This is a genomic window from Qipengyuania atrilutea, assembly GCF_013370205.1.
GTDB classification, from domain to species: domain Bacteria; phylum Pseudomonadota; class Alphaproteobacteria; order Sphingomonadales; family Sphingomonadaceae; genus Actirhodobacter; species Actirhodobacter atriluteus.
Genome location: NZ_JABWGV010000001.1, coordinates 675,360 through 695,300, shown reverse-complemented (window position 1 = coordinate 695,300; position 19,941 = coordinate 675,360). Strand labels below are relative to the sequence as shown.

Below are 19,941 nucleotides of genomic sequence, written 5' to 3'. Positions count from 1 at the left end.
AATCGGCGCGACAAGCGTGCCGACAGAAAACCCGATTAAGCCAATAGCATTTCAACGGAAATTCGGAATTCGCAAGGATGAACCGACGCGGTCGATCAATTTGTTCAGGCAGTGCTTGAAATACCACGGGCATCTTGGGATTTCCGAAGCGCGCTCGTAATTTGGTTAACAATCACCATCTAACGCGCGGCTCTCATCCCCGCCTTGACGCTTGCGAACAATTCAGGAACAGACTCGCCCCATGGCATTAACCACAATTTCGGTGCGCGGTGCGCGCGAGCATAATCTCAAGGGCGTGGACATCGATCTGCCGCGCGACAGCCTGATCGTCATCACCGGGCTCTCGGGTTCGGGCAAGTCCAGCCTCGCCTTCGATACGATCTATGCCGAGGGGCAGCGGCGATATGTCGAGAGCCTCAGCGCCTATGCGCGCCAGTTTCTCGAGATGATGCAGAAGCCCGATGTCGAGCACATCGACGGCCTCTCGCCCGCCATTAGTATCGAGCAGAAGACGACGAGCCGGAACCCGCGTTCCACGGTCGCGACCGTGACTGAGATCTACGACTACATGCGCCTCCTCTGGGCGCGGGTCGGCACGCCCTACAGTCCCGCGACCGGCTTGCCGATCGAGGCGCAGACGGTCTCCAATATGGTCGACCGGGTCATGGCACTGCCGGAAGGCACGCGCGCCTATTTGCTCGCGCCGGTGGTTCGCGGGCGGAAGGGCGAGTACCGCAAGGAACTGGCCGAATGGCAGAAGGCCGGCTTCACTCGCGTGCGGATCGACGGCGAACTTTACCCGATCGAGGAAGCTCCCACGCTCGACAAGAAGTTCAAGCACGATATCGAGGTCGTGGTCGATCGGCTGGCGGTGAAGGCAGGCCTCGAAACGCGGCTTGCCGACAGTTTCGAAACCGCGCTCAGGCTGGCCGACGGGCTCGCCTATGTGGACCTTGCCGATACGACCGTTGCCGAGGCATTGGCAGGGCGCATGGACGTGCGCCCGGCCGAGATCGGTCCCGATGCCGGGACGGATACCTCGGGGAAGGGCGGCGCGATGAAAGGTGCAGGCCTGCCCGACAACCGCATCGTGTTTTCGGAGCGTTTCTCCTGCCCTGTGTCGGGCTTCACGATCGAGGAAGTCGAACCGCGCCTGTTCTCGTTCAACGCGCCGCAGGGGGCGTGCCCGACCTGCGACGGCATCGGCGAGAAGCAACTGTTCGACCCGCAGCTTGTCGTTCCGAACGAGGCGCTGTCGCTCAAGAAGGGCGCGGTCGTGCCGTGGGCCAAGTCGAACCCACCGTCGCCTTATTACATGCAGGTGCTGGGCAGCCTCGCCAAGGAATACGGCTTCGACCTGACCACGCCGTGGGAAGACCTCAGCGAAGAGCACCGCGACGTGATCCTCTTCGGCACCAAGGGCAAGCGCGTGCCGCTGACCTTCAAGGACGGGCGCAAGCAGTATACGGTCAACAAAGCGTTCGAGGGCGTCATCGGCAACCTCAACCGCCGGATGCTGCAGACCGAGAGCGCGTGGATGCGCGAGGAGCTGGCCAAGTTCCAGACCGCGCAGCCGTGCGAGACCTGCGGCGGCAAGCGCCTCAACGAAAAGGCGCTGGCGGTGAAGATCCCGGGTCCTTCCGGCGCGACCGACATCGCCACGCCGACCAAAATGAGCGTCTCGGACGCCAAGGCATGGTTCCTCGGCCTGGACGAGCATCTGACCGAGCAGCAGCAGCAGATCGCCCGCGCGATCCTCAAGGAAATCAACGAGCGGCTGGGCTTCCTCGACAACGTGGGCCTCGACTACCTCAACCTCGACCGGACCTCCGGAACGCTCAGCGGTGGGGAGAGCCAGCGCATCCGCCTCGCCAGCCAGATCGGCAGCGGGCTGTCGGGCGTGCTCTACGTGCTCGACGAGCCCAGCATCGGGCTGCACCAGCGCGACAACGACCGGCTGCTCGAAACGCTCAAACGCCTGCGCGACCTCGGCAACACGGTCATCGTGGTCGAGCATGACGAGGACGCGATCCGGCAGGCGGACTACGTGGTCGACCTCGGCCCCGGCGCGGGCGTGCGCGGGGGCGAGATCGTCGCGCAGGGCACGCTCAAGCAGGTGCTGCGCTCCAAGAAGAGCCTTACCGCCGACTACCTTACCGGCCGGCGCGAGATCGCGGTTCCGGCCGAGCGGCGCAAGGGCAACGGGCACCAGCTTACCGTCCACGGCGCGCGGGCGAACAACCTGGATAATGTCACCGCCAGCCTGCCGCTCGGTACCTTCACCTGCATCACCGGCGTATCGGGGTCGGGCAAGTCGAGCTTCACCATCGACACGCTCTACGCCGCCGCCGCCCGCACATTGAACGGCGCGCGGGTCATCGCGGGCGCGCACGACAAGGTCACCGGCCTCGAATATTGCGACAAGGTCATCGAGATCGACCAGTCCCCCATCGGCCGCACCCCGCGCTCCAACCCGGCCACCTACACCGGCGCCTTCACCCAGATCCGCGACTGGTTCGCCGGCCTCCCCGAAGCGCAGGCGCGCGGCTACAAGCCGGGCCGCTTCAGCTTCAACGTCAAGGGCGGCCGGTGCGAGGCGTGCCAGGGCGACGGCCTCATCAAGATCGAGATGCATTTCCTCCCCGACGTCTACGTCACCTGCGAGGAATGCGGCGGCAAGCGCTACAACCGCGAGACGCTGGAGGTGCGCTTCAAGGGCCTCTCCATCGCCGACGTGCTCGACATGACGATCGAGGATGCGGAAGAGTTCTTCAAGGCCGTCCCCCCGATCGCGGGCAAGATGGCGATGCTGGTCGAGGTCGGCCTCGGCTACGTCAAGGTCGGCCAGCAGGCGACCACGCTGTCGGGCGGGGAGGCGCAGCGGGTGAAGCTGGCGAAGGAACTGGCGAAGCGTTCGACCGGGCAGACGCTCTATATCCTCGACGAGCCGACGACCGGCCTGCATTTCGAGGATGTGCGAAAGCTGCTGGAAGTGCTGCACCGGCTGGTGGACCAGGGGAACAGCGTGGTGGTGATCGAGCACAATCTCGACGTGATCAAGACCGCCGACCATATCCTCGATCTTGGCCCGGACGGAGGCGTCCGCGGCGGCGAGATCGTGGCCGAGGGCACGCCGGAACAGGTCGCGCAGGAACCCCGCAGCTATACCGGCCAGTATCTGAAGCCGATGCTCGAACGGCAGGCGGAGAAGGCACAGGAGGCGGCCGAGTAACCTTTGTCAATCTCGGAACGACTGTTTCTCCGGCCAATTGATTCAGGGTCAACTAGTGGAGAAAGCATATGAGAAAGATCGGCATAGCCGCAACCATCCTCGCAGCATTCGCAACTACGGGTTGCGCCACTCTCGCCGGCGCAGGCGCCGGTGCCGCTGCAGTAACCTGCCTGCCTGAAGACACCGATTGCGTCGAGGAAGTCGAAGACGCAGCGGATGACGTCGCGGACGACATCTAGGCAGCAGACACTTTTCCGATAGAAGCGTGCCCGTTCGCGAGCACGGCCGCGGTAACGCGCGGCCGGCCGGGACGGGTTTCGCGTATGTGGCTTTATTTCGGGGTAGCTACTTGGGGAGAGGCACGAGAGGCGCATTATCGCCGACCATATCGTCGATCTAAGCACTGACGGAAGCATCCGCGGCGGCGAGATCGTGGCCGAGGGTACGCGAGGACAGTTCGCGCAGGAACCACGCAGCTATACCGGGCATTCTCTGAGGCCGATGCTGGGGCGGATTAGGGAAGCTGCGGAGTAGTTTTTACCCGGCATCAGTACCAACGAACGCTCTGAACGGCTTACTGGTTTGCGGTAGCTATTCGTATTTGAAAAAGAAGGGTGTCTGCTGATCGCGGTCCAGTGACGAGCAGTAGCTTCAGTCAGCCTTCGGGGGCGTCACCTTAAATGTGGCGCGCCCATCACTTCGATGGAGTCGGTCAGTAAGGTAATGTAGCCCTACGAGCGCAAGCAGGAACAATTGGAATGCGGTGAATGTACCAAAGTAAGCTAACAAGTATGCCACAGCACTTTTCAAACCGCTTTCGCGCAGCGAAAGGAAGTAATCGCTATAAACAGTTGCTACCAGACAAGCGACTACTATCGAAAATGAAGCAAACGATAGGTATCCGAAAAGCAAAGATAAAAATCTTTTTCGTGTCAGCGGGTCGGTTTCACTCCGCACTCTCGGTTTGTCCTCACCGACAAAGGTTGAATTGAGGACCGCATGATCATTTGTAATTAAGACGGTTAATGCAGCGACGAAGAATCCACCCGCAACGGTAAAGAGACTGGTAGCAGCTTTCAAAATGCCGTCTTCGCCTGTAACCGGAACATCAATTTCGAGGAAGTACGCTGATCCGACAATGCCGACCGCCAGCAGTGCTGGAATGATCCATGCGATAAGAACGCTTCCTGGATAACAGACGACCAGAAAGATCAATGGTGAACGAAGTATCTTAGTCACTTCAAATTTATCATCTTTGTCAGCATATCGGGTCGAAGTTGCTCAACCGCCTCTGCAAGTGGTTTTTCCAGTGTCACCTTCCTCTGCTTCACGAATGATGTCTCAGCGACGTCTTGCTGAGTGATGTCAACAGAAGCGCGTTCTGGCCGACCGGTTCCTTCTGGATCGTTCCAAACGAGTCGCATTTTATCGAAGTTTCTTTCTCTACCCCAGACCGTAATTTTGGGGATCATACTGGCCGCTGCAACGTCGATTTTGATCTCACGACGGGCAATCTTTGCTTCAGGTACTTCGTCAAGCACTGCCTTAGAATTCGTATCAACAAGCCAGACGCCGCTTAGAGTTCCCCTCTTAAGCGAAGCTTCAATTTTCTCACTGGCGTACCCTTCCAAATCCGGAATTATATATGTTGCTGTTTCTTCGCCAGCGTTATTGGTTCGCGATAAGCCGTAGGTCTCCGAAACTGCCTTGAGTTCACTTCCTAGTATATCCCGCAGGCGCGTTTTACCCAAGCCACGAATGTCCTCCACGATGACCCGATGACGTCCGAATTTAACTGGCTCAAGGGAAATGACGCAGTGAGCAGAGACAGCTTTTCCTTCGCGCTCTTCCTTCTCAATTTCACGAAGAACGGCAGTGTCAGCATGCTCGAACACAGGATTGGCAGCACGGGGGTCACCAACCGAAAAGAGCAACGCTAGATATTCCTCCCCATCCCTGACAATCTTCTTTCCATCCTTAATTCGGAGCCAAGGTGCTTCCCCTCTGTATCCTGAGTATGGTCGGAGAACCAAAGTCGCTTGTTTCGCCCTAATCCTAGATAGCATAGCATCAGCTACCTCGCGAAACGCCGGCATTTCAGTCTCAACTCGAGCAGTTCTCAGAGTAAGATCGTACATTAATACAAATCGCTCATACGCGTCGAGCATTCTTGCTTCTCCAAAAACTTCCTGTTGTAGGAAAGTTAAAAAGCGCTAACGAGCCAAGTCAATGTGAAAGAAGCTTTTTTCACCGGTATGTTCGATACATCTAAATTTTATTTCGTAAGGAAACACGCTAACTGTTGCACTCCGATCCTAGAAATTACCGATCCGCTTTAATCGAAATTCGGACTTAATTATTGGCCTTCCCATTCCGTCGTTCCCGCTTGCGCCTTCGGCGCTGTGCTAGTCAGTAGCGAAGCGCCTTTAGCACCCATCTTCGCCCGCCCCATCGACCAGTTCTCCTGCATCCGCACCTTCGGGTTGGGCGCGCACCAGATCTCGCCACTTTCGTCGAGCGCGGTGACCCACAGCAGATTGTGCTCCGGCCCGTAGTCGATCACCGCCAGCGCCAGCCCTTTGCCTCGGTCGAGCACGGTTACGGGTAGCGGGGGATTGAGCTGGGTGAACATGGCGGCGCGGTGTCCTTCGCTTGCAACGCCCGCGGACGCGCGCGGGCCTTTCCGAACAACGCGGACCGCGAAGTTTGGGCTACCGGTGCTAACATTTATCGAGCGGATAAGCCGCGCACCGCCACAGTTTTGCCGCGCTGTCCTACATGCCCGCGCCACTATACGCAGGCAGGTTTCCAATTCCGTCCGGCCTCGCGCCCGAACCAGGGAACCCGATCCATGAACGCCCTCACCACCATCCAGCCCGCCGGTCCCCACGGCGCCCCCGATGCGCCCTCTCCGGGCGCGGAACCGGTTCCCACTTCCGCTGAGAGGGCGCGCCACACCGTCCTCACTCCGCGCGCGCAGGCTGCCTTCCTCGCCAAGCTGGCCGAGTTCGGCAATGTCCGGCTCGCCTGCCGCGCCGCCTCGGTTTCGCCGCAGACCGCCTACCGCGCCCGCCGCCGCGCGCCCGCTTTCGCGAACCACTGGGATGCGGCGCTGCTCGCCGCGCGCACCCATGCGGAAAGCGTGCTGGCCGAGCGGGCGATCGACGGGTGGGAGGAGCAGGTCTTCTACCACGGGGAGGAGGTGGCGCGCCGCCGCCGCTTTTCCGACCGGCTGCTGCTGGCGCATCTGGCGCGCCTCGACCGGCTCGAGGAACGGGAGGATGTGACCGCGGCGCTCTACGCGCTCGACGAGGCGATCGAGGCGCTGGAGGAGGGGCGCGAACTGCCCGACCAGGCGTGCGAAGGGGAGGGCGCGGGATTGCCTCAGGGGGGTGTTCCACCCGTTCCATCCTGTAGGGAAACGGCGGACGCCGATCCGCTCGAAGCGCCCTGCGACTGTCCCGGCGCGGAGCATGGCGCGGACCGCGGGCGGCCCCACTGGGAGATGACGGCGGACGGGCCGGCTCCGGTGGTGAACGGGGGCGAGGGGACGGGGCCGTGCTGCGATGCGCCGCGCTGGCCCGAGTGCCGCGACTGCGTGCATTACCCCGAGGTGGAGCGCTTGCTCTCGGAAATGGAGGAGGCGGAGGCGGCGGAGGATGCCGCCGGGTGAGGGCGCGCTAGTCGAGCAGCGCCAGCGTCACGTCCGCATGGCCTGAGCGCACCATGCCGAGCTGTTCGGCAGCGGCGCGGCTCACGTCGATGATGCGGCTCTTGGTGAAGGGACCGCGGTCGTTGATGCGCACGATGACGCTCTTGCCGGTGCGCTCGTTGGTGACGCGCACGCGGGAGCCGAAGGGCAGGGAGGGGTGCGCAGCGGTCATGGCGTGCATGTCGAACGCCTGTCCGCTGGCGGTGCGGCGGCCGTGGAACTTGGCGCCGTAGTAGCTGGCGCGGCCTTCGCCGAAGATGCGCTCGGCCGGTTCCTCGATCTCGGGCTCGAAATGGTCAAGGTCGACCGCGTCGAGACCGGGGCTGGTGACGGGGTCCGGAGCCTCGGGCAGCGCGCCGAATGCGGCGAACTGCTGCGCGAAGGGATCTGCCGGTACCGGCGCCTCTGCGGAGGCGGGGGTGGCAGCGAGAGCGGCTAGTGCGAAAAGGCGCACACCGCGCACGGCGAAACTGGTTTTAAGCCCGTCCATGCCGTTTTGGCTATCAGCGGTTTGGCGAACAAAAAACTAACGCGCCGGGCGGCTGCCGCAATTCTGCCTCAGTTCACCGGACTCCGAACGGATTCTGCGGTAAACGGACTCAGGGCTTCGGCAAACGGAGCCGAAGGGTGGGAACTACATGTCGCGTTTGGCGAGGAGGCGCAGCCGCAAGGCGTTGAGCTTGATGAAGCCTTCCGCGTCCTTCTGGTCGTAAGCTCCCGCATCGTCCTCAAAGGTAACATGCGCTTCGGAGTAGAGGGAGTGGGGCGACTTGCGGCCAACGACCATGGCGCTGCCCTTGTAGAGCTTGAGGCGGACGGTGCCCGCGACCTTCTCCTGGCTGAGGTCGATCGCAGCCTGCAGCATCTCGCGTTCGGGGCTGAACCAGAGGCCGTTGTAGATGAGCTCGGCATAGCGGGGCATGAGCTCGTCCTTGAGATGCGCCGCACCCCGGTCGAGGGCGAGCTGCTCGATGCCGCGATGTGCTCTAGCATAGATTTCGCCGCCCGGCGTCTCGTACATGCCGCGCGACTTCATGCCGACGAAGCGGTTCTCGACGAGGTCGAGGCGGCCGATACCGTGTTTCCTACCCAGCTCGTTGAGGTTAGCGAGCAGGGTAGCAGGGCTCATCACCTCGCCGTTAAGCGATACGCCGTCGCCCTTCTCGAAGCCGATCTCGATATATTCGGGCGTATCGGGCGCGTCCTCGGGATGCTCGGTGCGGGAATAGACGTAGTCAGGCGTTTCCTCCCACGGGTCCTCGAGCACCTTTCCCTCGGAGGAAGTATGCAGCAGGTTGGCATCGGTCGAGAACGGGCTTTCGCCGCGCTTGTCCTTCGGCACCGCGATCTGGTGCTTCTCCGCCCAGGCGATGAGCGCGGTGCGGCTCGTCAGATCCCATTCGCGCCACGGAGCAATCACCTTGATGTCCGGGTCGAGAGCGTAAGCGCTGAGTTCGAAGCGGACCTGGTCGTTACCCTTGCCGGTTGCGCCGTGAGCGACCGCGTCGGCGCCGGTCTCGTGCGCAATCTCGACGAGACGCTTGGAGATAAGCGGACGGGCAATGCTGGTGCCGAGCAAATAGTCGCCTTCGTAGCGGGCATTGGCACGCATCATCGGAAAGACGAAGTCGCGCACGAATTCTTCGCGCAGATCCTCGATGAAGATGTGCTTGTCGGGAATGCCCATCGCACGTGCCTTTTCCCGGGCCGGTTCGATCTCTTCGCCCTGTCCGAGGTCGGCTGTGAACGTCACTACCTCAAGGCCGCGTTCCACTTCGAGCCACTTGGCGATGACGCTGGTATCGAGACCGCCCGAATAGGCGAGGACGACTTTCTGGATGGCGGACAAGGATGGTCTCCGGCTGTGCTTGGCGAAAGGCGCGCGCCTATCACCGGCACCCGCGGCGGGCAATCGCGATCAGGCTTTCAGGAGGCCGAGTTCCGCTTCGCGCATGTAGTCGCGTGTCAAAGGAAGGGCATAGCGGTTGCGGGCGTACTGGACCTGGTAGTTGCACATGCCGCCATGTTCGAAGCTCGCGGTCGCGCCGGAGAGGTAGAACATCCACATCCGGTAGAAGCGTTCGTCGTAGAGCGAGACGATGGCTTCGCGGTTCGCGGCGCAGTTCGCGTACCATGCGCGAAGGGTCCGCGCGTAATGAAGGCGCATTGTCTCCACGTCGGTCGCAATGAGGCGGTAGGGCTCGCTCGCGCTCACGATTTCGCTCAGTGCCGGAATGTAGCCGCCAGGGAAGATGTACTTGCGAGTAAAGGCATCGGTCGCACCCGGCACGCCCATGCGCCCGATCGTGTGCAGCAGTATGACGCCATCGCCGGTGAGCAGCCGCGCGCAGCAATCGAAGAAGGTATCGAACTGCGGCCGCCCGACGTGCTCGAACATGCCGACCGACACGATCCGGTCGAACTTGAGGTTATAGGCGGCAAGGTCGCGGTAGTCGACCAGTTCGAAGGAGACCTTGTCAGATACACCGGCCGCTTCCGCGCGCTCGATCGCAAGGTCGCGCTGCTCGGTGGAAAGCGTGATGCCGAGTACGCGGCAGTCGAAGTGCCGCGCGAGGTAGATCGCCATTCCGCCCCAGCCGCAACCGATGTCGAGCACTTCCTGCCCCGGCTCGATGGCGAGCTTCGCCGCGATATGTGCCAGCTTCGCGGTCTGCGCCTCGCCCAGCGTCATGTCGTCTTCCGGCCAGTAGGCGCAGCTGTATTGCAGGTGTTCGCTGTCGAGGAACATCCGGTAGAGGTCGTTGCCGATGTCGTAGTGATGGGAAACGTTGCTGCGTGCGCTGGTCTGCCGATTGGCTTCGGCAAGGCGGGCCTTCAGCGCCAGCTTCAGCTTGCCGGTCAGTCCGCGCCGCACCGGGCGTTTGACTTCCCACGCGCCATTGCCCTTGACGATCTCGACCAGTTCCATGATCTCGCCCCGTTCGAGCACGAGCCGGCCGTCCATATAGGCCTCACCCGCACCGAGCGACTGGTCGCGCACGATATCGCGGGCCACGCGCGTGTCGGTGAAGCGAATACGTACGTTCCCGAATTGCGGGTCGGGAGCGCCGCAGCGAACTTCGCGGCCGTCGGCGTGTACTATTTCAAGAACGCCGCGCTTGATGTGACTTTGCAGCACGCGGTCGAGCAGCTTGTCGAACATCCTGCCTCTCTAAACCTTACCTCAGATACCGGCATACCACTGGTAATCGGAACGATCTTCCCAATAGCCGCCTTTGCCTTCGCCGATCGTATCGAGCGAGGCAACCGCTTCGATGCCGGTCAGATACTTGGCGTGCTTGTAGCCCAGTTGCCGCTCGATCCGCATCCGCAGCGGCGCACCGTTCCTGATCGGCAGCGGCTCGCCGTTGAGTGCATGGGCGACGATCGTCTGCGGGTGGAAGGCATCGTCGAGATCGACGCTTTCGTAATAGTCCTGTCCGTTGAGATTGTCGGCACAGCGGAACACGATGAACCGCGCCCCGTCACGCAGGCCGGCAGCTTCGAGCAGAACGGACAATTGCGGTCCGGTCCATTGCCCGATCGCGCTCCAGCCTTCCACGCAGTCGTGCCGGGTGATTTGCGTGCGCTGCGGGAGGCGGCGTATCTCTTCGAGCGCAAACGAAAGTGGGCGTTCCACGAGTCCGCCGACCTGCAAGCGCCAGTTCGTAAAGCCGGCTGCAGCCTGCGCCTGATAGTCGCCGTTCTGCGGATCGACCGAACCGTTGCCGCGAAAGTAGGGAGAAATCTCGCTCGGCGCATATTCCTTGACGAGGCCTCCGCCACCAAGCGCACGCTGCGCCCCTTGATGAAGGCGTTGCGCCGCTTCGAAGGCAGAACGGCCCGCCGCGCTGTCGGCGACCTTGCCGCAGCCCGACAGGAACAGCGCGCCCGCACCTGCGAGCAATCCGCGCCGGTTCATTCCACTCATGTCCGTGCCTCCTGCTGCGCCGTGGGCGCGTCCTTGTCCAGCGGTGCGCCCGTGATCATCGACCGTATCTGCCGGTATGGGCCAGCAAGGATAACGAGAAGCACATGAACGACGAAGAACGCGAACAGGGCCCATGCGAAGATGAAATGGAAAGAGCGCGCCGACTGACGCCCGCCCATGAGCTCGATCATCCACAGATATGACGGCCCCATGCCCGGAGAGATCGCCAGCCCAGTCAGCACCATTCCCGGCAGCAGCACGCCGAATACGATGCCGTAACTCAGCTTCTGGAGGAAATTGTACTTGCCCGGACTGTGACCGAAGTTGAGGCGCAGATGCGCCTTGATATCCTCGGCAATGGACGCAAGCCGCCATTCGCGCCGGCGCGTGCGAATGTCGCGCCAGAAGTGCCCGTTGAAGATCATTGCCGCCCACATGAACAGGAGAACGAGGGCGAACGGCCAGGCGAACAGATTGTGCCAGTCGCGCGCCTGCGCGAGATCGTAGAAGTCGGGGATCGTCGCCCATGCCGGGAAGCGCGGCACGACCAGCCACGCCTCGCTCGGCTGGAAGCCGTAGTCGCCCCAGTAGAGAAAGCGGTGTGCGTTCGAGATGTTAAGGCCTGACATGAACAGGATGACCACGCAAAGAAGGTTGATCCAGTGCCAGGCGCGCGTCGAGAGCCGGTGCCGCTTCGTCTTATCCATGATCTGTCTCCTGTCCGCGCGCGAGATAGATGACGTCGCGAGACTGCGAGAGCAAGTGCTGACCGGAATCGACGAACAGCGTTTCCCCGTTCGCCAGATGTCCCTCGGCAAGGAACACCGCCGCGTCGGCGATTTCGGCCGCCTCTGTCCGTCTGCCGAGCAGGTTCATTCGGTGGGAGGCTTCGGCTTCCGCTTCGCTCTGGTCGTGGCTCGGCAGGATCGCGCCCGGTGCAAGTCCGTAAACCCGGTCAGCCGGGCCCGCCGCCCCCATCGCGAGGGGACGGATCGCGCCGCCGAGTGCGTGTTTGCTCATCGTATAAGAGAAGAAGTCCGGATTCGGGTTCGCGAGCTTCTGATCGGTGACGTTGATGACGCAGCGGCCCACGGTAGAGCGGGCTTGGTGCAGAAAGGTCTGCGAGAGCATGGCAGGCGCTTTCGCGTTGATCTTCGTGACCTTGTCATACGTCGCGCTATCGAGCGCGATAACTTCGTCGGGCAGGAAGATCGAGGCATTGTTGACGAGGCAGCGCCAGTCGGGAAGGCGGCTTGCCAGCTCTTCGACCATTGCGGCGCTGGCCGCCTCGTCGGCAAGGTCACACTGCACAATCTCGGCGGAGCGCAACGTGCGTGCGAGCGCCTTCGCTTCCACCTCCGATCGCCGGTAGTGGATCACGACATGCCACCCGGCAGCATCGAACGCCCGTGCCGTCGCGGCGCCGATACGCTTTCCTCCACCGGTGATGAGAACGGCACGGTCTTTCATCGCCAAGTTACGAAAGCAGATCGAGGGCGGCGGGGGAAGGGCGCTCTTGCTGACAAACAAAGAAAACGCCGCCGTTCCGAGCGGAGCGGCGGCGCTTCGAGTTCAATCGTCGTCAGTGGATCAGCGACACTTCAGATCGCCCTTGTCGATCTCACGGCCCAGAAGGCCGCCGCCCACGGCGCCGATGATCGCGCCGAGCGTGCGGTCGCCGCGGCCAGCGATTTCGTGACCGGCGAGCGCGCCGACAGCAGCGCCGATGACGAGACCCGTCGTGCCGTTATCGCGCTTGCAGTAGTAACGCCCGTCGTCACCGCGCCACACACGGTCGTCGCGGCGCAGCACCCGCGGCTCGTAATAGCGCCCGCGAGCGTCGTACATACGGTCCTTGGCGCGCTTGCCATAGGCCTTTGCGTGGGGCGGCGGGTCTGCGAGCACGGGAGCGGTCGGAACCATCATGGTGGCGGCGGCGAATGCGAGAGCGAACTTTTTCATCATCCTGTTCCTTGGCAAAACTTACATATGTTTCTTACAATTCCCGGTCTCGCTTCGAGGTCCACAACGCCAGATGAACCGGTATGCTTAATGCGAAAACGCGCGCCGAACGGTTGTTTCGCGCCGGTAAGGTGATGTTCTAGGGCAGCGCCTGCGCAAACAAGGCGAGCCAGTCGCGCCGCGTTCCGTCGCTGCTGCCAGCGCGATAAGAATGCCTTTCGGCGATCGCAAAACCCGCTTGGGCATACACGGCGTCCAGCCACTCTGGCGAAGGCAAGCTTGCCCAACGACCCGAAATGTCCCGCCCTTCCTCCGGATGCTCGAGATCGCCCAGCTTGTAGTTCGCGAAATGCCAGCCACCGGGTCGCAATGCTCGGTGCACCGCATCGAGGATAGGACGAAGGTCGGCGCGCGGAAGATGATGCAAGCTCGCATGAGCCCAAATCGCATCGTAGGTCTCGACCGCGTTCAGTTCGTCGAAGCGCATCACTCGCGCACCCACCGCGTGCCGTTCGTTCGCTTTGCGCACCATCGCCTTCGATCCGTCGGTCGCATCGACCTTAAATCCGCGTGCCAGCATATGCGCCGCATCGCGCCCGGCTCCGCAACCGAGCTCAAGAATAAAGGCGCCAAGTTCGAGAAGATCGAGAAACGGGTCGAGCAGCCGGTGGCGATCCTCGGCAGAACTGGCCGTATAATGCGGCGCAGTCTTTTCGTAATACGCCAGCGTTTCGGCGTCGAAGCTCACGCGGGAGCATTCTCCGCCTCTGCAGCCTCGCGGTCGCGCTCGGCGCGACTCTTCTTCTGCGCCGCCGTCTTGAGCTGTCCGCAGGCTGCATCGATATCGCGCCCGCGCGGCGTTCGAACCGGGGCGCTGATGCCGGCGTCGAACACAATGCTGCTGAACGACTTGATCCGCTCGGGCGTTGAGCATTCGTAGGCAGAGCCGGGCCACGGGTTGAACGGAATGAGGTTCACCTTGGCAGGCAGATCATACGATTTGATCAGCCGGACGAGTTCGCGCGCATCCTCATCGCTGTCGTTCTTGTTCTTGAGCATCACGTATTCGAAGGTGATGCGCCGCGCATTCGACGCACTGGGGTAAGCCTTGCAGGCGGCGAGCAGTTCCTCAATCCCGTACTTGCGGTTAAGGGGAACGATTTCATCGCGCACTTCCTTCGTCACTGCATGCAGCGATACCGCAAGGTTCACTCCGATTTCCTCGCCGCAGCGCTCCATCATCGGCACGACGCCGCTGGTCGACAGCGTGATCCGGCGCCGCGAGAGGGCGAGACCCTCGCCGTCCATCACGAGGTTGAGTGCTGCTTTCACATTGTCGAAATTGTAGAGCGGCTCGCCCATGCCCATCATGACGATGTTGGTAAGAAGCCGCCCGTCGGTGCGGTAGTCGCTTGCGGTTTCTTCGTCGCCGAAATCCATTTTGCCCTTCGGCCATTCCTCCAGTGCATCGCGCGCTAGCATGACCTGCCCGACGATTTCGCCCGGCGTAAGGTTACGGACGAGCCGCATCGTACCGGTATGACAGAAGGTGCAGTTGAGCGTGCATCCGACCTGGCTCGATACACATAACGTGCCGCGCGTTTCGTCTGGGATGAAAACCATCTCGAACTCGTGGCCGTCGGCGGTCTGAAGCAGCCATTTGCGCGTGCCGTCGGTGCTGTGTTGCGCCTCGACGACATTGGGCCGGCCGATAACAAAGCGCTCTGCCAGCCATGGGCGCATTTCCTTGCCGATGTCCGTCATAGCGTCGAATTCGGTGACGCCGCGGTGGTAGATCCAATGGAAGATTTGCTTGGCGCGCAGCTTCGCCTGTTTTTCATCGAGACCTGCACTGAGGAGAAGGATGCGAATGTCGGCTTTCGGAAGGCCGAGTAGGTCGGTTCGTCCGTCGCTGCGCGGCGTTATTGGCGCGCGCGGAACGGGAACCGGATCCACGGGTCCGGGGATAGAAATCAAAGCAGTGTCGGCCATGCGAAAGATATAGGCGTAATGGTGCTCAAGGCCAAGCATCGCGCGCTAACGGCATACTGCAGCGACCGGTTCCCACGTTTCGGCGACAATTTACGGTCGTTTGTCGATTGTAATGTTGCGCAAAAACAACAGATTGTTGTTGTCTTCTGTTAATGAAACTGCGCGGCCCGTTCTCCTGTTTGGGTAGGGCGAGGCGCAAAAATACGCGCCCCGAATACCAACGGAGTAAATAATGAAATACACTGCTATTCTTCTCGCCGCGAGTGCACTGGCCGCAGGTGCGACACCTGCCTTCGCACAAAGCACCAATGAGGCATTCACCGGTCCGCGGGTCGAAGTGCTCGCCGGTTTCGATGCCAGCAAGGCGGGCAGCGACATCGACGACGACGGTACCGACAACAACGACCAGACGATCGAAGGCCTCGTGTACGGCGCGGGCGTCGGATACGACATCGCCCTCGGCTCGCTACTTGTGGGTGCTGAAGCCGAACTGACCGGATCGACCGCAGAGACCGAGTTCGAAGATGGTGATTTCGAAGGCTTCGGCTTCGGCAACGTCGAAACCGGCCGCGATCTGTATCTCGGCGTGCGTGCCGGCGTTCTCGCGAGCCCGAACCTGCTCGTTTATGCAAAGGGCGGATACACCAACGCGAAGTACAACATTCTGTCGAATGACGGGACGAACGACTTCAACCAGGATATCGATACCGACGGTTACCGCATCGGCGCTGGCGCGGAATATGCGCTAAGCGAAAACACCTTCGCCAAGCTCGAATATCGTTATTCGAACTACAGCGAGGCTGAACTCGACTTTGCGGAAGACACTCCGGACAGCGAACGCTTCGATATCGATACCGACCGCCACCAGGTCATGCTGGGCGTCGGCTACCGCTTCTAAGCGGAACTGAAACGATACGAACGGCAGCGGCCGGGAGCTTCGCGCTTCCGGCCGTTTTGCTGTGCGCTAGAAAATACCGCGGCGCTTGATCTGCGCGCACGCAACTGTCGCCGCATCGATGGCGGTGGCGGCGCCCCTGAGCAAATAGGTATTGGAAAATGGTTTGCCGGACGCATCGCGCGCGCGAACGACCATCGTTTCCGCGGAGCGCATGGCGGCGACGATCGCTGCATCCATAGTGCGATCGCGCGCCCAGGCATCACCGCCGCCGCCGGTAAGGAGGAAGCTGCGCTTTCCAACCCTTAGCGAAATCGTGGTCTTGGGCGACATTTCTCGCGCCATACGAAAATGCACCTGATTGCGGACCTTGCTGCGCGGCCAGGTTCCGACTGTCACGTAAGGGTCGTAATCGTGTTCCAGCTTGGTCGGCTTCGGTTTCGCGATCGCGTAGCAGCGCGGAACCTCGCTATCGCGAAACGCCGCCCATCCCGAGAACAGGCCCAGATCGTCCTTCGCAAGTGCCGCACTACCAGCGCAAAACGCCAACGAAGCTCCCAAAGCGATACGGTTGAGCGGTCCAAGCATGGACCGCCCCTTAGCGGCGGAGATAGTCTCCGGCCAGCTTCGGTGTGCCTGTGCGCGACTTCTCCGGATAGAGCGTCTCGTACACGACGGCATTCTCGATCACCCGCTGCACGTAGTTCTTCGTTTCGTAGATCGGGATGTTCTCGATCCAGGTGACGTAGTCGATGCTGCCTGTGCGGGGATCGCCGTTGGCGCGTAGCCACTTGTTCACGTTGCCGGGACCGGCGTTGTAGGCCGCAATCGCGAGTGGGTAGGCCCCGCCGTAATAGTCCATCATGCGTGCGAAGTAGCTGTCGCCGAGCCGGATGTTGTAGCTCGGAGAATCGATCAGATCGGCGCTCATGTAATTCATGCCGAGCTTGCCCGCCTGTTCGCGCGCCGTAGCCGGCATAAGTTGCATAAGCCCGCGCGCACCCGCATGGCTGATCGCGTTCTGCGCAAACTGACTTTCCTGCCGCGCGATCGCGTGGACCATGGTCCAATTCGATCCGGGCGGTGTTTCGAGCGTCGGGAAGCCCTGCGCGACGAACTGGTTCAGCCCGTCCGCGCCCGCTGCTTCGGTCACGTTTACCGCCAAGTCGCGGCGTCCGATATCGCGCGCGAGATCGGCGACGAGCTTGTGCTCGGCGGCCGTATCGGCGCGCTGAGCGAGTTCCCGGTAGAACTGAATGCCCATGCTCCACGGCGCACCGCGAGAGACTTCGCGCACCGCCTGGACCAGCGGATCGCTTGAGAACTGACTGTAAGCCTCGTCTGACAAATCCTGCATCGGCGCTGCACCCAGCTGCGGCATCGGGCGGCCGAGCTTTTCGAGCGCCAGTTGCCCGTAGAAGCGATCGCCGTATTCCGCCGCCATATCGAAATAGCGGCGTGCTTCGGCCTGATTTCCGGCCCGCTCGCTGGCGAGACCAGCCCAGTAGAAGCCCTTCGAGCGCGTTTGCGGCGTTTGCGCAGCGTTGCCGTAGCGATAGAATAGCGGAGCAGCGCCGGTTGCGTCGCCATTCTCCCACAGTGCTTGGGTCCCGCCAAGCCACATGAGCGAGGTATAATCGTCTCGCAGACGATAGGAGAGCGTGCTGATGTCGGTTTCGGGCGCAAACAGGTCGTCGACCTTGGCTGCTATGCGCTGTGCCGGGCCTGGTCCGGCGGACCGTGCCACCCGAAGCGCTTCCCCGATAAATGCCTCGGCATCGAACGGTAGCGCGGTGAAGCCGCCGCGTCCGGCCAGTAGATCGACCGAGCGCATCAACTGACCGTTGTTCCGGTAATAGCGGGAGAGATTGTAAACCGTTCCGGGGTTTGCCTTGGCAATTGCGTTATCGAGCATTCCCGGCGAGGCGGTTATGGCGGGATCGACCAGCGCGAGCCGGGCGGAAAACTCGCCGCGCCGCTCGGGCGAAACGAGTGTCAACTGCCGCCGTGCCGCTTCGAGATTGTCCTGCCAGAGCAGCGCTTCCATTCGCGCGTCGTTATCCTCTGCGCTGAACCTCGAACCGTACATGCCGGCGAGATAGGCTTCCGCCGTTCCGTCCAGGTTGCCGCCGCGCCATGCTTCGCGGGCATAGGTGAGCGCTTCGGGACGATTCAATGAGGCCAGTGCAAGCGCATAGCGCGCCTTGCCGCTATTTGTCAGGGGAGGATTGCGGTCGAAAAAAGCGACGAGGCGCTCGGCCCCCACCGGCTCGCGGTCGAGCGCGTTTTCCGCACGAATGCGCAGCGTCTCTTCGCGCGGAAAGCCGGGGTAGGCGAGCACGAAACCGGCGTAGTCGTCGAAGCGCAGGTCGCGGTTTGCGGCGAGTACCTCCCACCGAGCGATGGCGGGAGCGATCTGGGTAGGAGCGCGGGCAATCATGTCCTGCCGAGCCTCGTCCCATACGCGGGCGTTCTGCGCAGTCGACGGGCTCGAAGCGGTCGTCGCGGCAACGAGAGAAAGGGCGATAGCGATAAAGGGTAGTCGGTCCATGCTGGACATATTGGCTATGGGCTCCTTATCAGGCGCTGAATGAACTGCGATTGCTTCGAGTAACGCGTACGCAGCATAGCATTTTTAGAAGGTTTTGACAGATGTTTGCTGGATCGATCCCTGCGCTCGTAACGCCGTTCAAAGGCGGAACATTCGACGAAGCGGCTTTTCGCAGGCTCGTCGATTGGCAGATTGACAATGGCAGCACTGCACTCGTCCCATGCGGAACGACCGGAGAGGCATCGACCCTGTCCAATGCCGAGCACCACCGCGTCATCGAAATCTGCGTAGAGCAGGCTGCGGGGCGCGTTCCTATCATTGCCGGCTGCGGTAGTAACGATACGCAGAACGCTTTGCTTCACATGAACTTTTCGAAGAAGGCGGGCGCGGCGGCGGGGCTGTGTGTAGCGCCTTATTACAACAAGCCGAGCCAGGCGGGTTTGCTCGCGCATTTCAGCTATCTTGCGGAGAACTGCGACCTTCCCATCGTGCTCTACAACGTGCCGGGCCGGACAGTAACCGATATCGCTCCGGAAACGACCTGCGAGCTTGCCAATCGCTTTCCCGATCAGATCGTCGCTATCAAGGACGCGAGCGAGGATCTTTCCCGCGTCGCCGATCACCGGATGGGCATATCGAAGGAGTTCTGCCAGCTCTCCGGCAACGACGAACTGGCGCTGCCGTTCAATGCGGCCGGCGGCAAGGGGTGTATCTCCGTCACGGCGAACGTCGCGCCGGCGCTTTGCGCGCAGTTCCAGCAAGCCTGCGCCGACAACGATCTTGTCGAAGCGCGTAAGCTCAACGACCGGCTTTACCCGCTTCATTATGCGATGTTCGAGGATTCCTCGCCCGCTCCGGTCAAGTATGCCCTCACGCGAGTGCTCGAGGGCTTTACCGACGAAGTGCGGCTACCGCTTTGTTCCGCAAGCGAACACGCCAGGGCGGCTGTCGACGCCGCCCTGAAGCATGCCGATCTGATTTGAGGGTAAGCGCAAGACCTGTCTTCTGAATAAGGGGTGCAAACGGGGCGCGGGGGCATTATGTGCGCTGTCACTATGGCGCGCCCGAAACCCGAAACCTTCGACAAGCAGAAGACCGTTGCCGAAAACCGGCGCGCGCGGTTCGATTACGCGGTGGAAGATCGCTACGAAGCCGGTTTGATGCTGCAGGGAACCGAAGTTAAGGCCTTGCGCGCAGGCGAAGCGAGTATCGCGGAATCCTACGCTGAGGTGAAGGGCGGGGAAGTGTGGCTCATCAATGCCAATATTCCCGAATTCAGTCACGGAAACCGCTTCAATCACGAGCCGAAACGCCCTCGCAAACTGCTGCTCAACCAGCGGGAAATCAACAAGATGATGGGCGCGGTCGAGCGCAAGGGCATGACCCTCGTGCCGCTATCGGTCTACTTCAACAGGCATGGGCGGGCGAAAGTCGAACTCGGGCTCGCCAAGGGCCGCAAGGCGCAAGACAAGCGCGAATACATCAAAGACCGCGACTGGAAGCGCGACAAGGCGCGGGTGATGAGGGAGCAGGGATGAACCGCCCTTTGTCATGACCGCGATGTGCCCGCATTCATCAATGCGTTAACAGCGTTGATCTAAGCGACGAAACCACCCGCTTCGTCCCAAAATCCTGCGCTGCCCTTGCACGTTAGCCGAGCCGATAG

20 protein-coding genes are annotated in these 19,941 nt (G+C 61.6%); 6 read left to right on the top strand and 14 right to left on the bottom strand.

Annotation, left to right across the window (positions count from 1 at the left end; genetic code table 11):
- Nucleotides 1-241 precede the first annotated feature (241 nt).
- Together uvrA and HUV48_RS03395 are read left to right on the top strand one after the other, a co-directional pair.
- The gene (gene uvrA, locus HUV48_RS03400) at nt 242-3,232 is read left to right on the top strand and encodes an excinuclease ABC subunit UvrA (RefSeq protein ID WP_176266344.1); all 2,991 of its coding nucleotides are present in this window, start codon (nt 242-244) and stop codon (nt 3,230-3,232) included.
- Between the two features lie 68 nt (nt 3,233-3,300).
- On the top strand, nt 3,301-3,471 hold the full coding sequence (locus HUV48_RS03395) for a hypothetical protein (RefSeq protein ID WP_176266343.1): 171 nt from the start codon (nt 3,301-3,303) through the stop codon (nt 3,469-3,471).
- A gap of 412 nt (nt 3,472-3,883) precedes the next feature.
- On the opposite strand, the gene HUV48_RS03390 is transcribed toward HUV48_RS03395, so the two are convergent.
- The 3 genes from HUV48_RS03390 to HUV48_RS03380 all read right to left on the bottom strand — a co-directional run bounded on the left by HUV48_RS03390 (nt 3,884) and on the right by HUV48_RS03380 (nt 5,864).
- Complete coding sequence (locus tag HUV48_RS03390) at nt 3,884-4,447, bottom strand: hypothetical protein (protein WP_176266342.1); 564 nt, start codon at nt 4,445-4,447, stop codon at nt 3,884-3,886.
- A gap of 20 nt (nt 4,448-4,467) precedes the next feature.
- A complete protein-coding gene (locus tag HUV48_RS03385) occupies nt 4,468-5,400 on the bottom strand; it encodes a hypothetical protein (protein WP_176266341.1) in 933 nt (310 codons plus the stop codon).
- 188 nt (nt 5,401-5,588) lie between these two features.
- On the bottom strand, nt 5,589-5,864 hold the full coding sequence (locus HUV48_RS03380; RefSeq protein ID WP_225871492.1) for a hypothetical protein: 276 nt from the start codon (nt 5,862-5,864) through the stop codon (nt 5,589-5,591).
- A gap of 129 nt (nt 5,865-5,993) precedes the next feature.
- Between HUV48_RS03380 and HUV48_RS03375 the strand changes: the two genes are divergently transcribed.
- Nucleotides 5,994-6,905 (top strand): hypothetical protein, encoded by a 912-nt coding sequence (locus HUV48_RS03375; RefSeq protein WP_176266340.1) that lies wholly within the window; start codon nt 5,994-5,996, stop codon nt 6,903-6,905.
- 7 nt (nt 6,906-6,912) lie between these two features.
- On the opposite strand, the gene HUV48_RS03370 is transcribed toward HUV48_RS03375, so the two are convergent.
- The 9 genes from HUV48_RS03370 to rlmN all read right to left on the bottom strand — a co-directional run bounded on the left by HUV48_RS03370 (nt 6,913) and on the right by rlmN (nt 14,829).
- Nucleotides 6,913-7,434, bottom strand: a complete 522-nt coding sequence (locus HUV48_RS03370; protein ID WP_176266339.1) for a septal ring lytic transglycosylase RlpA family protein — start codon at nt 7,432-7,434, stop codon at nt 6,913-6,915.
- Between the two features lie 144 nt (nt 7,435-7,578).
- Nucleotides 7,579-8,793 (bottom strand): argininosuccinate synthase, encoded by a 1,215-nt coding sequence (locus HUV48_RS03365; protein WP_176266338.1) that lies wholly within the window; start codon nt 8,791-8,793, stop codon nt 7,579-7,581.
- Nucleotides 8,794-8,862: 69 nt separating this feature from the next.
- Nucleotides 8,863-10,107, bottom strand: a complete 1,245-nt coding sequence (locus tag HUV48_RS03360; protein WP_176266337.1) for an SAM-dependent methyltransferase — start codon at nt 10,105-10,107, stop codon at nt 8,863-8,865.
- A gap of 21 nt (nt 10,108-10,128) precedes the next feature.
- Complete coding sequence (locus tag HUV48_RS03355) at nt 10,129-10,875, bottom strand: molybdopterin-dependent oxidoreductase (RefSeq protein WP_176266336.1); 747 nt, start codon at nt 10,873-10,875, stop codon at nt 10,129-10,131.
- Complete coding sequence (locus HUV48_RS03350) at nt 10,872-11,582, bottom strand: cytochrome b/b6 domain-containing protein (protein ID WP_176266335.1); 711 nt, start codon at nt 11,580-11,582, stop codon at nt 10,872-10,874. The genes HUV48_RS03355 and HUV48_RS03350 overlap by 4 nt, the downstream gene beginning before the upstream one ends.
- Nucleotides 11,575-12,345, bottom strand: coding sequence for an SDR family oxidoreductase (locus tag HUV48_RS03345; protein ID WP_176266334.1), 771 nt, complete (start codon nt 12,343-12,345; stop codon nt 11,575-11,577). The genes HUV48_RS03350 and HUV48_RS03345 overlap by 8 nt, the downstream gene beginning before the upstream one ends.
- A gap of 120 nt (nt 12,346-12,465) precedes the next feature.
- Complete coding sequence (locus HUV48_RS03340) at nt 12,466-12,837, bottom strand: glycine zipper 2TM domain-containing protein (RefSeq protein ID WP_176266687.1); 372 nt, start codon at nt 12,835-12,837, stop codon at nt 12,466-12,468.
- Between the two features lie 139 nt (nt 12,838-12,976).
- Nucleotides 12,977-13,585: a class I SAM-dependent methyltransferase gene (locus HUV48_RS03335; RefSeq protein ID WP_176266333.1), complete on the bottom strand. Its 609-nt coding sequence runs from the start codon at nt 13,583-13,585 to the stop codon at nt 12,977-12,979.
- Nucleotides 13,582-14,829 carry a dual-specificity RNA methyltransferase RlmN gene (rlmN, locus tag HUV48_RS03330; RefSeq protein WP_176266332.1) on the bottom strand — a complete coding sequence of 416 codons (1,248 nt, stop codon included), beginning with the start codon at nt 14,827-14,829 and terminating at the stop codon, nt 13,582-13,584. Before rlmN ends, HUV48_RS03335 begins: the two co-directional genes overlap by 4 nt.
- Before the next feature lie 232 nt (nt 14,830-15,061).
- Between rlmN and HUV48_RS03325 the strand changes: the two genes are divergently transcribed.
- Complete coding sequence (locus HUV48_RS03325; protein ID WP_176266331.1) at nt 15,062-15,727, top strand: outer membrane protein; 666 nt, start codon at nt 15,062-15,064, stop codon at nt 15,725-15,727.
- Nucleotides 15,728-15,793: 66 nt separating this feature from the next.
- Here HUV48_RS03325 and HUV48_RS03320 read toward each other — a convergent pair whose 3' ends face one another.
- Entirely contained in the window at nt 15,794-16,312 is a 519-nt protein-coding gene (locus HUV48_RS03320; RefSeq protein WP_176266330.1) for an invasion associated locus B family protein, read from the bottom strand.
- Nucleotides 16,313-16,322: 10 nt separating this feature from the next.
- Entirely contained in the window at nt 16,323-18,275 is a 1,953-nt protein-coding gene (locus tag HUV48_RS03315) for a lytic transglycosylase domain-containing protein (RefSeq protein WP_318656036.1), read from the bottom strand.
- Nucleotides 18,276-18,376: 101 nt separating this feature from the next.
- Between HUV48_RS03315 and dapA the strand changes: the two genes are divergently transcribed.
- The gene (gene dapA, locus HUV48_RS03310) at nt 18,377-19,258 is read left to right on the top strand and encodes a 4-hydroxy-tetrahydrodipicolinate synthase (protein ID WP_176266328.1); all 882 of its coding nucleotides are present in this window, start codon (nt 18,377-18,379) and stop codon (nt 19,256-19,258) included.
- A gap of 72 nt (nt 19,259-19,330) precedes the next feature.
- Nucleotides 19,331-19,813, top strand: coding sequence for an SsrA-binding protein SmpB (gene smpB / locus HUV48_RS03305; protein ID WP_176266327.1), 483 nt, complete (start codon nt 19,331-19,333; stop codon nt 19,811-19,813).
- Nucleotides 19,814-19,941: the final 128 nt, after the last annotated feature.

Excerpts from the sequence above, each read along its gene's own strand:
- uvrA (WP_176266344.1), top strand. The coding sequence starts at position 242 with ATGGCATTAACCACAATTTCGGTGCGCGGTGCGCGCGAGCATAATCTC.
- HUV48_RS03395 (WP_176266343.1), top strand. The coding sequence starts at position 3,301 with ATGAGAAAGATCGGCATAGCCGCAACCATCCTCGCAGCATTCGCAACT.
- HUV48_RS03385 (WP_176266341.1), bottom strand. The coding sequence starts at position 5,400 with ATGCTCGACGCGTATGAGCGATTTGTATTAATGTACGATCTTACTCTG.
- HUV48_RS03380 (WP_225871492.1), bottom strand. The coding sequence starts at position 5,864 with ATGTTCACCCAGCTCAATCCCCCGCTACCCGTAACCGTGCTCGACCGA.
- HUV48_RS03370 (WP_176266339.1), bottom strand. The coding sequence starts at position 7,434 with ATGGACGGGCTTAAAACCAGTTTCGCCGTGCGCGGTGTGCGCCTTTTC.
- HUV48_RS03360 (WP_176266337.1), bottom strand. The coding sequence starts at position 10,107 with ATGTTCGACAAGCTGCTCGACCGCGTGCTGCAAAGTCACATCAAGCGC.
- HUV48_RS03355 (WP_176266336.1), bottom strand. The coding sequence starts at position 10,875 with ATGAGTGGAATGAACCGGCGCGGATTGCTCGCAGGTGCGGGCGCGCTG.
- HUV48_RS03350 (WP_176266335.1), bottom strand. The coding sequence starts at position 11,582 with ATGGATAAGACGAAGCGGCACCGGCTCTCGACGCGCGCCTGGCACTGG.
- HUV48_RS03345 (WP_176266334.1), bottom strand. The coding sequence starts at position 12,345 with ATGAAAGACCGTGCCGTTCTCATCACCGGTGGAGGAAAGCGTATCGGC.
- HUV48_RS03340 (WP_176266687.1), bottom strand. The coding sequence starts at position 12,837 with ATGAAAAAGTTCGCTCTCGCATTCGCCGCCGCCACCATGATGGTTCCG.
- rlmN (WP_176266332.1), bottom strand. The coding sequence starts at position 14,829 with ATGGCCGACACTGCTTTGATTTCTATCCCCGGACCCGTGGATCCGGTT.
- HUV48_RS03325 (WP_176266331.1), top strand. The coding sequence starts at position 15,062 with ATGAAATACACTGCTATTCTTCTCGCCGCGAGTGCACTGGCCGCAGGT.
- HUV48_RS03320 (WP_176266330.1), bottom strand. The coding sequence starts at position 16,312 with ATGCTTGGACCGCTCAACCGTATCGCTTTGGGAGCTTCGTTGGCGTTT.
- HUV48_RS03315 (WP_318656036.1), bottom strand. The coding sequence starts at position 18,275 with ATGGACCGACTACCCTTTATCGCTATCGCCCTTTCTCTCGTTGCCGCG.
- dapA (WP_176266328.1), top strand. The coding sequence starts at position 18,377 with ATGTTTGCTGGATCGATCCCTGCGCTCGTAACGCCGTTCAAAGGCGGA.
- smpB (WP_176266327.1), top strand. The coding sequence starts at position 19,331 with ATGGCGCGCCCGAAACCCGAAACCTTCGACAAGCAGAAGACCGTTGCC.